Source organism: Enterobacter sp. CPE_E1241, from assembly GCF_045618265.1.
Classification (GTDB): Bacteria; Pseudomonadota; Gammaproteobacteria; order Enterobacterales; family Enterobacteriaceae; genus Enterobacter; species Enterobacter adelaidei.
In genome coordinates this window covers 4,198,994-4,213,308 of the sequence record NZ_JBIWYV010000001.1, presented here as the reverse complement: position 1 = coordinate 4,213,308, position 14,315 = coordinate 4,198,994, and the positions used below count along the sequence as shown (strand labels likewise).

At 54.9% G+C, this 14,315-nt stretch carries 12 protein-coding genes and 1 pseudogene; 7 read left to right on the top strand and 6 right to left on the bottom strand.

The features are described from left to right. The first annotated feature begins 1 nt into the window (after position 1). Positions 2-952: an iron-siderophore ABC transporter substrate-binding protein gene (locus tag ACJ9Y9_RS20605; protein ID WP_028017164.1), complete on the top strand. Its 951-nt coding sequence runs from the start codon at positions 2-4 to the stop codon at positions 950-952. After that, a complete protein-coding gene (locus tag ACJ9Y9_RS20600; RefSeq protein ID WP_028017165.1) occupies positions 949-1,836 on the top strand; it encodes a MurR/RpiR family transcriptional regulator in 888 nt (295 codons plus the stop codon). Before ACJ9Y9_RS20605 ends, ACJ9Y9_RS20600 begins: the two co-directional genes overlap by 4 nt. Before the next feature lie 45 nt (positions 1,837-1,881). Here the strand turns inward: ACJ9Y9_RS20600 and ACJ9Y9_RS20595 are convergent, their stop codons facing one another. The 4 genes from ACJ9Y9_RS20595 to qseB form a co-directional block, all read right to left on the bottom strand. Further along, positions 1,882-2,196 carry a putative quinol monooxygenase gene (locus ACJ9Y9_RS20595; protein WP_028017166.1) on the bottom strand — a complete coding sequence of 105 codons (315 nt, stop codon included), beginning with the start codon at positions 2,194-2,196 and terminating at the stop codon, positions 1,882-1,884. Between the two features lie 31 nt (positions 2,197-2,227). After that, complete coding sequence (locus ACJ9Y9_RS20590) at positions 2,228-2,809, bottom strand: NAD(P)H-dependent oxidoreductase (protein ID WP_023616895.1); 582 nt, start codon at positions 2,807-2,809, stop codon at positions 2,228-2,230. A 105-nt stretch (positions 2,810-2,914) separates the two neighbouring features. Next, positions 2,915-4,252: a quorum sensing histidine kinase QseC gene (gene qseC / locus ACJ9Y9_RS20585; protein WP_028017167.1), complete on the bottom strand. Its 1,338-nt coding sequence runs from the start codon at positions 4,250-4,252 to the stop codon at positions 2,915-2,917. After that, a complete protein-coding gene (qseB, locus tag ACJ9Y9_RS20580; RefSeq protein ID WP_028017168.1) occupies positions 4,249-4,908 on the bottom strand; it encodes a quorum sensing response regulator transcription factor QseB in 660 nt (219 codons plus the stop codon). Before qseB ends, qseC begins: the two co-directional genes overlap by 4 nt. Before the next feature lie 138 nt (positions 4,909-5,046). Here qseB and ACJ9Y9_RS20575 point away from each other — a divergent pair, with 138 nt between their 5' ends. The 4 genes from ACJ9Y9_RS20575 to ftsP all read left to right on the top strand — a co-directional run bounded on the left by ACJ9Y9_RS20575 (position 5,047) and on the right by ftsP (position 10,197). After that, positions 5,047-5,448, top strand: a complete 402-nt coding sequence (locus tag ACJ9Y9_RS20575) for a YgiW/YdeI family stress tolerance OB fold protein (protein WP_028017169.1) — start codon at positions 5,047-5,049, stop codon at positions 5,446-5,448. A gap of 118 nt (positions 5,449-5,566) precedes the next feature. Then, positions 5,567-7,825, top strand: a complete 2,259-nt coding sequence (parC, locus tag ACJ9Y9_RS20570) for a DNA topoisomerase IV subunit A (RefSeq protein WP_028017170.1) — start codon at positions 5,567-5,569, stop codon at positions 7,823-7,825. A 163-nt stretch (positions 7,826-7,988) separates the two neighbouring features. Further along, positions 7,989-8,726, top strand: a complete 738-nt coding sequence (plsC, locus tag ACJ9Y9_RS20565; protein WP_028017171.1) for a 1-acylglycerol-3-phosphate O-acyltransferase — start codon at positions 7,989-7,991, stop codon at positions 8,724-8,726. A 58-nt stretch (positions 8,727-8,784) separates the two neighbouring features. Then, positions 8,785-10,197, top strand: coding sequence for a cell division protein FtsP (gene ftsP / locus ACJ9Y9_RS20560; protein ID WP_028017172.1), 1,413 nt, complete (start codon positions 8,785-8,787; stop codon positions 10,195-10,197). A gap of 32 nt (positions 10,198-10,229) precedes the next feature. On the opposite strand, the gene ACJ9Y9_RS20555 is transcribed toward ftsP, so the two are convergent. Then, a complete protein-coding gene (locus tag ACJ9Y9_RS20555; RefSeq protein ID WP_407226221.1) occupies positions 10,230-11,705 on the bottom strand; it encodes a TrkH family potassium uptake protein in 1,476 nt (491 codons plus the stop codon). A gap of 200 nt (positions 11,706-11,905) precedes the next feature. On the opposite strand from ACJ9Y9_RS20555, the pseudogene ACJ9Y9_RS20550 reads away from it, so the two are divergent. Beyond that, positions 11,906-13,081 (top strand): annotated as a pseudogene (locus tag ACJ9Y9_RS20550) (YgiQ family radical SAM protein); the annotation flags it as partial. 135 nt (positions 13,082-13,216) lie between these two features. On the opposite strand, the gene ACJ9Y9_RS20545 reads toward ACJ9Y9_RS20550, so the two are convergent. Beyond that, the gene (locus ACJ9Y9_RS20545; protein WP_023279901.1) at positions 13,217-13,852 is read right to left on the bottom strand and encodes a hypothetical protein; all 636 of its coding nucleotides are present in this window, start codon (positions 13,850-13,852) and stop codon (positions 13,217-13,219) included. Between the last annotated feature and the right edge of the window lie 463 nt (positions 13,853-14,315).

The following is a 14,315-nucleotide window of genomic DNA, read 5'->3' as shown; positions in this document are numbered from 1 at the left end:
GATGCGCGTACTTTTTTCGATGTTGTTGCTGGTCGGGTTTGCGGTGAGCGCGGCAGAACCGACTCAGACATTTACCGATGATTTGGGGCGCAAGGTTGTTGTGCCAGTTCATCCGAAACGGATTGTCTCGCTGCATGACCTGGATATCACCATCCCACTCATTGAGCTTGGCGTACCGCCGGTAGCCAGCCACGGCCGTACGCGACCGGACGGCAGCCATTTTCTGCGCTCCAGCGGCATGCTAACGGGCGTCGATTTCGATAATTCCGACATCAAGTTTATCGGCACTGCGGATATCGACATTGAAGCCATCGCCGCCGCAAAACCGGACCTGATTATCACCGAGCCGACCCGCAACACGCCGGTGGAACAGCTGCAAAAAATTGCCCCGACGGTGAGCATCGATCACCTCGACGGTGGTGCACCGGAAATCTACCGCAAGCTGGCGCAACTTACCGGCACGCAGGCGCGACTGAAGATCCTGGAGCGCCGCTATCAGGAACAAATCAACGCGCTGAAAGCGACGGTGGATACCCGCAAAATTAGCGTATCAGTGATTCAGGCGAATCAGGGAAAGATTAACGCCATGCACAGCTACCACTCGTTGGGGCGTGTACTGCGTGATGCCGGGTTCACCTTCCCGCCGCTAATTGAGGCCATCCCGGAAGGGGGAAGGATTGACGTGAGCGCCGAGCGCCTGCCGGAGCTGGATGCCGATTTCGTCTTCGCCACCTGGCGTGGGGATACGGGCGGTAAACCGCAGGACGAGCTGGCAGCGATGGAGGCGGTAATGCCTGGCTGGTGTCAGTTCCTGAACGCCTGCCGAACCGGACACTACGTGCTGATCTCACGTGAAGAGGCCATCTCGAATTCCTTCGCGTCTTTAGGGCTGATGGCCGCGCAGGTGCAATCGCAGATCGCCGGGCGACCACTGCCGGAGGCATCACGGTGATCCGCAAAGAGAAAGGGCGCGTGGATGTCTACGGTGACCGCTTTCGTTCGCGTGCGCACCAGTTGACGCCGCGCGTGCTGCAGGTGGCAAGCTATATCAATGAGAACCGCGAAGCGGTGATGGAACAGACCGCAATGGAGATCGCGACGCAGTTGAAAACCTCGGATGCCACCGTCGTTCGCGCCATTCAGGCGCTGGGGTTCGCCGGGCTGCGCGATCTCAAACAGACGCTGGAACAGTGGTTTGGCCCAGTGGTCAGTTCCAGCGAAAAGATGTCTACCACGGTGAATACACTGACCAGCGACGTCAACGCGAGCATTGATTTTGTGCTGGAGGGACATCAGCACACCCTGGACGTGTTATCCGAACCCCACAACCGCTATGCGATGGCTCAGGCGGTCTCACTGCTGGCACAGGCGAGGCAGGTCGCGATTTTTGGTATCGGCGCCTCGGGTATTCTGGCCGAGTACACCGCCAGGTTGTTCAGCCGTATGGGATTACCCGCCACACCGCTTAACCGCACAGGAATAGGGCTTGCCGAACAGCTCATCGCCCTTCAGCGCGGTGACGTGCTGGTGATGATGGCCCAGAAATCCGCGCACCGGGAGGGGCAAACCACGCTGCGTGAAGCAAAACGTCTCGGTATTCCGACTATCCTGCTGACCAACGCCCTGGACTCGCGTTTCAGTAAAGAGGCCAGCGTGGTGATCCACGTCCCGCGCGGCGGTGAAAAGGGCAAAATCCCACTTCATGGTACGGTACTGTTGTGTCTGGAGATGATTATTGTGTCCGTCGCCTCCACCGAGCCGCAGCGCACCATCAAATCAATGAAGCGGATCAACGAGTTTCATCGGGGATTAAAACCGGGGAAGAAAAGTAGCTAAAAACAAAGCCCGGTGGCGCTAGCGCTTACCAGGCCTGGGGGAAACTTAAACCCCTTGCTCCAGAATACGGATGTGGGTTTCCAGCACGTCACCCTTCACCGCGTCGCTCCACGCTTTCATGTGCGGGGTCTGCAGGTGCGCTTCAAGATGCGCGACGGTTTCCCACTGCTCAACCATGATGATCGAGTCCGGCGCGGTGGCCTGGAAGCTGGCGTCAGTGGTGGCATCCACCATTGGCGCGTAGCCATGGCAGCCTTCTTCTTTCAGTACGGTCGGGATAATTTTCGCGAACTGATCCAGCACCGCCTGACGGTGATGTTGACCTGGACGAGTACGGATTTCTGCGATAACGGTAAGCATGTTTACTACTCCTTTAATTCCAGGCTACCAGTTAAGCAAAAATTTCCGCGAGATGCTTGCGATATTCTGCGATATAGCGTGGGACATCAGGCATTTTAATCACGTCGTTGACGATAAAGGTTGGCAGCGGATCCATCCCCAGGAACTGGTTAGCCTTATGGAACGGCAGGTATGCGCCGTCAACGCCTACGCCTTCGAAGAACTGATCTTTCTCGGTGAAGGCTTCCAGCGGGGCGTTCCAGGTCAGTGACAGCATATATTTTTTGCCCTGAATCAGACCGCCTGAGCCGTATTTTTTGGACGCGTCAGAGCGGGTGCGGCCATCGCTGGCATACAGAGAGCCGTGACCTTCAGTGAACACGTCATCCATGTATTTTTTCACGGTCCACGGCGCGCCCATCCACCAGCCCGGCATCTGCCAGATCACCACGTCAGCCCACAGGAAGTTCTGCACTTCGGCTTTCACGTCATAGTTGCTGTCTGCACGCACGACCTTAACATCATGCCCGGCGTCGCGCAGGAAACCGTCCGCGACCTCGGTCAGGGTGTCATTCAACTGGCCTTTAGAATGCGCAAATTCTTTTGCACCGTTAATAATCAGAATGTTGCTCATTATTTGTCCTCGATGATGAGAGTATGGCGGGTATTCTACGCGCGAGGACGGAGCGGAAAAATGAGCAAAATGTGCAAAGTCTTTTGCGCTAAATGCAATAATCCCTTACCAGCTGACCTTCACTTCAAAACCGCCTTCCGCCGCATTGCTTAATGAAACACGCATACCGTGCAGGGCGGCGATGCGCTTCACAATGGATAATCCGAGCCCGCTGCCCGTGGCATCCTGCCCCGGTGGTCGATAAAATCGCTCGCCGAGGCGCGCCAGAGCATCAGGCGAAATGCCGTTGCCGTTGTCGCGCACGGTAAAGCTTCGGGTGTCCAGCGTCACGTCCACCACGCTGCCTCGCGGGCTATAACGAATGGCGTTATCCAGCAGGTTGCGAACAAGCAGGCTCAGGAGCAGCTGCTGACCCGTGCGTGTAACCTCTGGCGCATTGATGTTCAGCCGGATATCAATGCCTGCCTGTTGAGCGGGATGCCAGATATCCAGCACTGCCGACTGCAGTAAATCGGCAAGGGTAATCGGTTCGACATCGTCAAGATTATCCAGTGAATCCAGACGCGACAGCGTAAGAAGTTGATCCACCAGCCGGGACGCACGGTCAATACCCGCATGCAGTTGTGTGAGCGCTTTTGCCTGCGCCTGCGGATCGTCCGAGGAGAGCTGTGCCACGTCAGTTTGCACCTTCAGGGCCGCCAGCGGACTGCGTAATTCGTGGGCGGCATCGGACGTAAAGCGGCGCTCGCGGGTCATCATCTCCTGGGTGCGGGCGAACAGATGATTCAGCGAGTCGAGCAGGGGGCGCACTTCCGTGGGGACACCCTGAACCGTCAGCGGTTCGGTGGCATCTGGCGAGCGGGAGCGCAGGGTCTGCGCCAGTTTTTTCAGCGGCCTGAGTTCACGGCTTAACAGAAGGATTAGCAACAACAGCATCACGGGGAGCGCCACCAGCCACGGCGTAAGCTGCGAACTGACTATATCCAGCGCCATATCCTGCCGGTACTCCCACTCCTGGCCGATCACCACGCGGTACTTTCCGTCGGGGGAGGTCAGCCATAAAAAACGCCACTCGTCGTTGTCGCCCTGTAGCTGCCCGTTATCAAACCCGTCGCGGCGATAGTGGTACGGAATATCGCGCCCGTTTTCCCCGTCGTTCAGTATCATTTTGCCGTCGACGGTATAGATGGCGAAAGCCAGCGCGTCGTCATCCAGACGACCATGCTTCGCTTTCTTTGGGATCTCACGCATGCGCTCGGGGGCACGGATCTCATCAAGATCCATTGTCAGCAGCCGTTTGGCAAATAGCATTTGCTGGGTATCAAACAGCTTATCGAGCTTATGTGTCGTCTGCTGCCAGGCGACCAGGCTGGCGGCAAACCAGGCCGTCAGAGAGAGCAGCAGGAAGAGAAGCGTCAGGCGAAGTTTCAGGCTCAGTTTCATGCGTCACCCAGGGTATAGCCGATGCCATGCACGGTGCGGATAAACTCGCTGCCAAGTTTACGGCGCAGATGATGGACGTGAACCTCGATGGCATTGCTGGAGACCTCATCGTCCCAGGTATACAGTTTTTCTTCGATCAGCTTACGCGGCAACACCCGGCCTGCATTACGCATCAGCAGCTCAAGCAGCGCGAATTCTTTGGGTTTGAGCGTCAGCGTTTCGCCGTCCAGCGTGGCGATGAGACGGGTCGGATCGAGCGTGACGTTGCCGTGGCGAAGCTCGCTGCGTGCCTGTCCATGGCTGCGGCGGACCAGTGCTTCGAGACGGGCACCGACCTCGATCAGGGCGAACGGCTTACAAAGGTAATCATCCGCGCCCAGACGCAGCCCTTCAACACGCTGGTTCAGTGCATCCCGCGCGGTCAGGATCAGTACCGGTTCGCTGCGCCCGCTTTCGCGCCAGCCACGCAGGATCTCAAGCCCGTCGATTTCCGGTAATGTCAGATCCAGCACCACGGCATCATACGGCGCGCTATACAGTGCAGCCTGACCCGTTTTTCCGTCGGTAAACCAGTCCACGCTAAAGCCCATTTTGCCTAAACCCGCTTTGATGCCATCGCCGATTAACCTGTCATCTTCTACCAGTAAAATGCGCATGTTCCCTCCTTGATGTCGTCAGTAAACCCTCTGTAAGCGCCTGCTGTACAGCAATAATAAATAAATTTTTCCCTTAAGAAGTTGTTAAGGATTACCCTGTTAAATGGACTGCGAAACCAGATTAAAGGGAGAGTTAATATGAAAAAATTCGCTGCAATTGCCGCCATCATGATGATGAGCACTGCCCCTGTTTTTGCTGCACAGGGTGGATTTAACGGCCCGTCGGCCACACAAACCCAGACCCAAACTCAGACAGGCGGCTTTGTCGATAATGACGCGAACCTCACCACCGCGGTGAAGGTGAAAGAGATGAAGGATGACAGCTGGGTGAAGCTGCGCGGGAACATCACCCAGCGCCTGTCCGACGATCGCTATACCTTCCGCGATGAGACCGGCACGGTCAACGTGGAGATTGACCACAAGCGCTGGAACGGCGTGACTGTAAGTCCACAGGATAAAGTGGAAATCCAGGGTAAGGTCGATAAAGAGTGGAACGACTTCGAAATCGACGTGAAGCAGGTTATTAAGCTGAACAAATAACCCGGAAAGGGCCGCATAAGCGGCCCTTTTTCTTTGTGACTCAACACGGCAGATAAGGTAGTATCTGCGGCAATATTGCCTGAAACCCTTCGGTTTCTGAGTTGAGGAATCACACGTAATGAGCGATATGGCAGAGCGCCTCGCGCTACATGAATTCACGGAAAACGCCTACCTGAACTACTCCATGTACGTCATCATGGACAGGGCGTTGCCGTTTATCGGGGATGGCCTGAAGCCTGTTCAGCGCCGCATCGTCTATGCGATGTCCGAGCTGGGGCTGAATGCCAGCGCCAAGTTCAAGAAATCCGCCCGTACCGTTGGTGATGTACTGGGTAAATACCATCCACACGGCGACAGCGCCTGTTATGAAGCGATGGTGCTGATGGCACAGCCGTTCTCTTACCGCTATCCACTGGTGGATGGCCAGGGGAACTGGGGGGCGCCGGATGATCCAAAATCCTTCGCAGCGATGCGTTATACCGAATCCCGTCTGTCTAAATATGCCGAAGTGCTGCTGGGCGAACTGGGTCAGGGAACCGTTGACTGGGTGCCAAACTTCGACGGCACGCTGCAGGAGCCGAAGATGCTGCCTGCGCGCCTGCCGAACATTCTGCTGAACGGCACCACCGGTATCGCGGTTGGTATGGCGACAGACATCCCGCCGCACAACCTGCGTGAAGTGGCGAAAGCCGCCATCACCCTGATTGAACAGCCGAAAACCTCGCTGGACGAGCTGCTGGATATTGTGCAGGGGCCGGACTATCCAACCGAAGCGGAGATCATCACCTCCCGCGCGGAAATCCGTAAAATCTACCAGAACGGTCGCGGCTCCGTGCGTATGCGCGCGGTGTGGACCAAAGAAGACGGTGCGGTGGTGATCACCGCGCTGCCGCATCAGGTCTCCGGCGCCAAAGTGCTGGAGCAGATCGCCGCCCAGATGCGCAATAAGAAGCTGCCGATGGTGGACGATCTGCGCGATGAATCGGATCACGAGAACCCGACTCGTCTGGTGATCGTGCCGCGTTCCAACCGCGTGGACATGGAGCAGGTGATGAACCACCTGTTTGCCACCACCGATCTGGAAAAAAGCTACCGCATCAACCTGAACATGATTGGCCTCGACGGGCGTCCGGCGGTGAAAAACCTGCTGGAGATCCTCACCGAATGGCTGACCTTCCGCCGCGATACGGTACGCCGTCGTCTGAACCACCGTCTGGAGAAAGTGCTTAAGCGCCTGCATATCCTCGAAGGTTTGCTGGTGGCGTTCCTCAATATCGACGAAGTGATTGAGATCATTCGTACCGAGGACGAGCCTAAGCCTGCATTGATGTCGCGTTTTGGCATCAGCGAAACCCAGGCCGAAGCGATCCTCGAACTGAAACTGCGCCATCTTGCCAAACTGGAAGAGATGAAGATCCGCGGTGAGCAGAGCGATCTGGAAAAAGAGCGCGATCAGCTGCAGGCGATCCTCGCGTCCGAACGCAAGATGAACAACCTGCTGAAAAAAGAGCTGCAGGCCGATGCCGATGCTTTCGGCGACGACCGTCGTTCTCCGCTGCACGAGCGCGAAGAAGCGAAGGCAATGAACGAGCACGACATGCAGCCGTCCGAACCGGTGACCATTGTCCTGTCGCAAAGCGGCTGGGTGCGCAGCGCTAAAGGCCACGACATCGACGCGCCAGGGCTGAGCTACAAAGCGGGCGACAGCTTCAAAGCCGCCGTGAAAGGTAAGAGCAACCAGCCGGTGGCGTTTATCGATTCTACGGGCCGTAGCTACGCGATTGACCCAATCACGCTGCCTTCCGCGCGCGGGCAGGGCGAGCCGCTCACCGGCAAGCTGACGCTGCCGCCGGGTGCCACGGTTGACCATATGCTGATGGAAGCCGACGAGCAGAAACTGCTGCTGGCGTCTGATGCCGGTTACGGTTTTATCTGTACCTTTAACGATCTTGTCTCGCGCAACCGTGCCGGTAAGGCGCTGATTAGCCTGCCGGATAACGCCCACGTTATGCCGCCGCTGGTGATTGAGAATGAGAGTGACATGCTGCTGGCGATCACCACCGCCGGGCGTATGCTGATGTTCCCGGTCAGCGATCTGCCGGAGCTGTCAAAAGGCAAAGGCAACAAGATCATCAACATCCCGTCGGCGGAAGCCGCGAAGGGTGAAGATGGTCTCGCGCACCTCTTCCTTCTGCCGCCGCAGAGCACGCTGACCATTCATGTCGGTAAGCGTAAAATCAAACTTCGTCCGGAAGAGTTGCAGAAGGTCGTTGGTGAGCGCGGCCGTCGCGGTTCACTGATGCGTGGCCTGCAGCGTATTGACCGCGTGGAGATTGACTCTCCTGCACGCAGCACCGCAGGTGACAGCGAAGAGTAATGTCGTGATATCCCCCTCTGTCCGGAGGGGGAGTTTCAATAAAATTTCCCGTAAAATCGTTGTTAATTCGTGCGTTGCGATTAACAATACGCGCTCGTAATAAAGTCCTTACCTGGCCACAGGTGAAGTATAATTGTCAGCTGTTGGGGCTTCAGAGGTCGCTATGCTATACATTGTTCGTCTTATTCTTACCGTTATCTACTGCATTCTGGTCTGTATTTTCGGCTCTATTTATTGCCTGTTCAGCCCGCGTAATCCGAAGCATGTTGCCACCTTTGGTCATATGTTTGGTCGTCTTGCGCCGCTGTTTGGTCTGAAGGTTGAAAAACGTCTGCCGGAAGGCGCTGAGAATTTCGGTAATGCCATCTTTATCGCTAATCATCAGAACAACTACGATATGGTGACGGCCTCTAATATCGTTCTTCCACCAACCGTGACGGTGGGGAAAAAGAGCCTCGTGTGGATCCCGTTTTTCGGCCAGTTGTACTGGCTCACCGGTAACCTGCTGATCGACCGTAATAACCGTGCAAAAGCGCACAGCACTATTGCGGAAGTCGTGAATCATTTTAAAAAACGCAGAATATCCATCTGGATGTTCCCGGAAGGGACGCGCAGCCGTGGTCGTGGCCTGCTGCCGTTTAAAACTGGCGCGTTTCATGCCGCAATTGCGGCAGGTGTTCCAATTATTCCTGTGTGTGTTTCCAATACTTCTAATAAGATTAATCTTAACCGCCTGAATAATGGGTTGGTAATTGTCGAAATGCTGCCACCCGTCGATACCAGCAAATACGGTAAAGATCAGGTGCGTGAGCTGGCAGCACACTGCCGCGAGCTGATGGCTCAGCATATTGCGCTGCTCGACAAAGAAGTCGCAGAGAGAGAAGCCGCCGGTAAGATTTAATCCGGCGTTAAAGGGAAAACGAATTCCCGCGTTGTTAGTCGTTTCAGATGGAGCTTATATGTCACTCAGTCGGCGTCAGTTTATTCAGGCTTCAGGGATCGCCCTTTGTGCGGGTGCGATGCCGCTGACAGCCAGCGCCGCCGGGCAGCAACAGCCGCTGCCCATTCCGCCGTTAATTGAATCCCGTCGCGGACAACCGCTTTTCCTGACATTACAGCGCAGCCACTGGTCCTTTACCCAGGGGACGCGTGCGCCGGTATGGGGCATTAACGGGCGTTACCTTGGGCCGACCATACGCGTGTGGAATGGCGATGACGTTAAACTCATCTACAGTAACCGCACGTCCGAAAATGTTGCCATGACCATCAGCGGTTTACAGGTTCCTGGCCCGTTGATTGGCGGTGCGCCGAGGATGATGTCACCCAATGCTGACTGGGCGCCAGTGCTGCCCATTCGTCAGAGTGCGGCAACGCTGTGGTATCACGCCAATACCCCGAACCGCACTGCACAACAGGTGTATAACGGTCTGGCCGGGATGTGGCTGGTAGAAGATGAGGTCAGCAAATCCCTGCCGATCCCGAATCACTACGGTGTGGATGATTTCCCGATCATCATCCAGGACAAACGTCTGGATAATTTCGGTACGCCGGAATACAGCGAGCCGGGCAGCGGTGGCTTCGTCGGCGACACGCTGCTGGTCAATGGTGCGCAAAGCCCTTACGTTGAAGTCTCGCGTGGCTGGGTGCGTCTGCGTCTGCTCAACGCCTCAAACTCGCGCCGTTATCAGCTGAAAATGAGTGATGGCCGCGCGCTGCACGTGATCTCCGGTGACCAGGGCTTTTTACCTGCGCCGGTTTCCGTCAAACAACTGGCGCTGTCGCCGGGTGAACGTCGTGAAATTCTCATTGATATGACGAATGGGGATGAAGTGTCTGTCACCTGCGGTGAAGCAGCAAGTATTGTTGACCGTATTCGAGGGTTCTTTGAGCCGTCGAGCATTCTTGTTTCTACTCTGGTGCTGACCCTGCGCCCAACCGGTCTGCTGCCGTTGGTGACCGACAGCCTGCCCATGCGCCTGCTGCCGCAGGAGATCATGAGCGGTTCGCCTGTGCGCAGCCGCGATATCAGCCTGGGCGACGATCCGGGTATCAACGGCGCGCTGTGGGACGTCAACCGTATCGACATTACCGCGCAGCAGGGTAGTTGGGAGCGCTGGACCGTGCGTTCCGACATGCCGCAGTCGTTCCATATTGAAGGTGTGTCATTCCTGATCCGCAACGTGAACGGCGCGATGCCTTTCCCGGAAGACCGTGGCTGGAAAGACACCGTCTGGGTGGATGGTCAGGTCGAACTGCTTGTCTACTATGGTCAGCCTTCGTGGCCGCACTTCCCGTTCCTGTTCCACAGCCAGACGCTGGAGATGATGGACAGGGGGTCAGTGGGGCAGATGCTGGTCAACCCTGCGCCATAACCCCCCGACATTCCCGGTTCGCCGGGAATGTTTTATGCCCGCCAGAAAAAGCGCGAGAAGAGGATCAGCACCGGATAAATTTCCAGACGCCCTAAGATCATCGCTGCGCACATCAACAGCTTGGCCTCTTCTTTTAACGTCCCGAAGGTGGACGCGGTCTCGCCAAAACCCAGCCCCATGTTATTGATACAGGCAGCGACCGTTGCAAATGACGTAAACAGGTCGTAGCCCATCAGATTGAGCGCCCAGACAAAAAAGCCCGTAATCATCACGTAGAGGAAAAAGAAGCTCCATACCGAGCGCAGGACGCGTTCATTCACCACGCTTTTACCGACCTTGATACTCAGTAGCGCGCGCGGATGTGCAAGCTGATTCATTTCCTGAATACTCTGTTTGAACATGATCAGAAAACGCAGTGCTTTGATCCCGCCACAGGTCGAACCCACGCAGCCACCAAAAAAGCTGGCGCTCAACAGCAGGAAAATGGTGTGGGCAGGCCAGTGCGCATAATCGGCCGTCGAAAGACCGTTATCGGTCATCATCGAACTGGCCAGGAAGAAAGCATGAACCAGGCTATCCGTCGCGTTGTACATCCCCGCATGCCAGACCTGCCAGGCGGTAATGACAATCACCACTGCGGCGGCACCCAGAAAGAATTTAACCTCCGGGCTGCGGCGAATCGGCTTCAGGGTGCGTCTGACAATCGCGACGTACCAGAGGGTGAAGTTGAACGCGGAGAGCAGCGAAAACGCGCCAGCGACGAGTTCAATCGCGTGGCTGTCGTAAAAACCAATGCTCTCGCTGCGGGTAGAGAATCCGCCCAATGACACGGTCGAAAGTCCGTGACAAATGGCGTCAAAAAAAGACATGCCCGCCAGCCAGTAGGCCAGGGTGCAGGCCGCGCCCAGCGCGAAGTAAGTTACCCACAGCGTGCGCGCGGTATCGGCAAGGCGGGGAGTCAGACGCTCCTCCTTGAACGGCCCCGGCATCTCTGACTGATACAGTTTCATACCACCGATGCCCAGCAGCGGCAGGACCGCGACGGCCAACACGATGACGCCTAAGCCACCAATGAAATTCAGCTGGGCGCGGTAATATAGGTACGACTTAGGCAGGGCGCTGACGTCCCCGATTACCGTTGCACCGGTAGTGGTTATCCCGGAAACCCCTTCGAAGAGCGCGTCAGCAAAGGAAAGATGCAGACCATCGTCCATCCATAACGGCATGGCACTGATCAATGAAAACAGCAGCCAGAACAGCACAATAATCACAAACCCGTCGCGGGTGCGCAGCTGAATACCGGCATGACGGGTTGCCCTCCACGTCACTCCACCCAGGCTGAAAAAGGTAAAAAAGGTGGTTAAAAATGCAAAGTAGGTCCGCTCTTTATTCAGCAGGGCGATGACCATTGGCGGCAGCATCGAAAGGCTGTACAGCAGAACCAGAAAACCGCAGAGGTGAAGGACAACCCGCAGCTGGGAAATGTGTAACGAATCGTTGGACTTCACAGCAGAACTCCGCGCAAGAACACGTTCCGGGGGCAAAACACCGGAAGATATAGTGGATATTATGATCCAAAATTAACAGGGCGCTGTATTTTAACGACTTCCAGGAATATCTGTCTGCTTCATGCATCCTTTTCTTCAAATGTGGCGGATGAACAGCGTATAATCCGGCTCCTTTTGTCTATTTTTTCTTCGGAAGCATTATGAGCGCAATTTCCCTGATCCAGCCGGATCGTGACCTCTTCTCCTGGCCCCAGTACTGGGCGGCCTGCTTTGGACCGGCGCCGTTCCTGCCGATGTCCCGGGAAGAGATGGACCAACTGGGCTGGGACAGCTGCGACATCATTCTGGTCACGGGCGATGCCTACGTTGACCATCCGAGCTTCGGCATGGCCATTTGTGGCCGCATGCTCGAAGCACAAGGCTTCCGCGTGGGGATCATCTCTCAGCCTGACTGGAACAGCAAAGACGACTTTATGCGTCTGGGTAAACCCAACCTGTTCTTCGGTGTGACCGCCGGCAACATGGATTCGATGATCAACCGCTATACCGCTGACCGTAAGCTGCGTCATGACGATGCCTATACCCCGGATAACGTGGCGGGTAAACGTCCGGACCGCGCCACCCTGGTGTATACCCAACGCTGTAAAGAAGCCTGGAAAGATGTGCCGGTGATCCTGGGCGGCATTGAAGCAAGTCTGCGCCGCACCGCGCACTACGATTACTGGTCAGATACCGTGCGCCGCTCGGTGCTGGTGGATTCTAAAGCCGACATGCTGATCTACGGTAACGGCGAGCGTCCGCTGGTGGAAGTCGCACACCGTCTGTCGCAGGGGGAACCGGTGAGCAGTATTCGCGACGTGCGTAACACCGCGATCATGGTGAAAGAGGCGCTGCCGGGCTGGAGCGGGGTGGATTCCCGTATTATCGATATGCCGGGCAAAATCGACCCTATCCCACATCCTTACGGCGAAGATCTGCCGTGTGCCGATAACAAGCCGGTTGAGCCGAAAAAAGCGGAAGCGAAGGCGATTGTTGTACAACCGCCACGCCCGAAACCGTGGGAAAAAACGTATGTACTGCTGCCGTCCTACGAGAAGGTAAAAGCTGACAAAGTGCTCTACGCGCATGCGTCGCGTATTCTGCACCATGAAACCAACCCGGGCTGTGCCCGCGCACTGCTGCAGAAACACGGCGAGCGCTATATCTGGATCAACCCGCCAGCGATCCCGCTGTCAACTGAAGAGATGGATAGCGTCTTTGCGCTGCCTTATAAGCGCGTGCCGCACCCGGCATATGGCAACGCCCGTATCCCGGCGTATGAGATGATCCGCTTCTCGATCAACATCATGCGCGGCTGCTTCGGCGGGTGCTCGTTTACTCTTGTTTTTATGTATTTAGAGTTAAACTCTACTTTTCTATTTTTAGAATTCAAGCTATTCATCGTAATTGAGAGATATCCTTTTAATGTTCAGCAAGCCTGTTAAAAGCACTTTATCTGAACCGCGTTTTGCCTAAATCCTGCTCAATATATACTCTCCCTGAGTTCTGAAATCCTCAAATTCCCCAATCTTAAAGCATTGATACATAGATGATGTCAGATAATGCGCAATCATCTCACCGCCAATATGGATCCGTTCCGGGTGTGAGTATGTCGCCTGTATAGCCCTTTGTTCATTCATCATTACAGGAATTGTCTGCAACAAATCCCCATCCAGGATTTGGCACTCAGGTTTTACTCCTGTTCCGTATTGTAATTGCTCTGATTCGAAATCATGGACTGAGCGATAGGCGAACGAAACGATATTTCCTGTTTCCTCGCAAATTGCGAACTGATAAACACTGGTTGTCACCGTTGAAGAAGAGGGAATTGCATGGTCATGCTTGTATTGTTTCCACAGCCTCCTTAGACAGGCCGATGTATGATAATTGAGATTTTGTATACCTGATACGACCATTCTGGTTGATGCTTCAAGCAACCAGGTGTTAGAAAATCCACCTGCCCCCGTACCTGCTATGATGGTTCTTAGCTGGGGGATGTAACCTGCTTTGGAAACAAAAGATAACGGCTCCCCATTATCGGTGACGGCAAGGGTATCTGTTACAATCAGTGCTTGTGCTTCGTCTGTATAAAATATCAGTGATGACATATTTTCCTCATCCAGAAAAGACATTACATGAATCACAGAACAGGTCACTACAACCACGTGAAAGGGAGTCAGACCATTTTCCAGAGGTAAATATATTCTTGTGTTTGGACGCGTTGCGGTTCTCTGTAAAAAATATATAGCACAAACAAAAGTCCCCGCAGGGATAAATATAGTTATATGCGCTTTTTCTGCTGGCTTTTACAATTGAAAGTGACAGGTAAACGAAATGTGTTACAGGTTTCTTTTGCTTTTCGTTGGGTTCTGTATATGCGAATTTACCCTGTGTGTTATTTTTGCAATGGACTCAGGCTGTATTCAATCAATTAAGGTTTACTTCTGGCATTAAGATGTATCCGTTGCCTGTTTTTTAAGGGCACGGTTTGTGCCGGGAAATGAAAATCACATCTTAAGTTCTTCACTCAAAGGATTTGTGATGTTTATCACGTATGGTCCGGGTAACGTG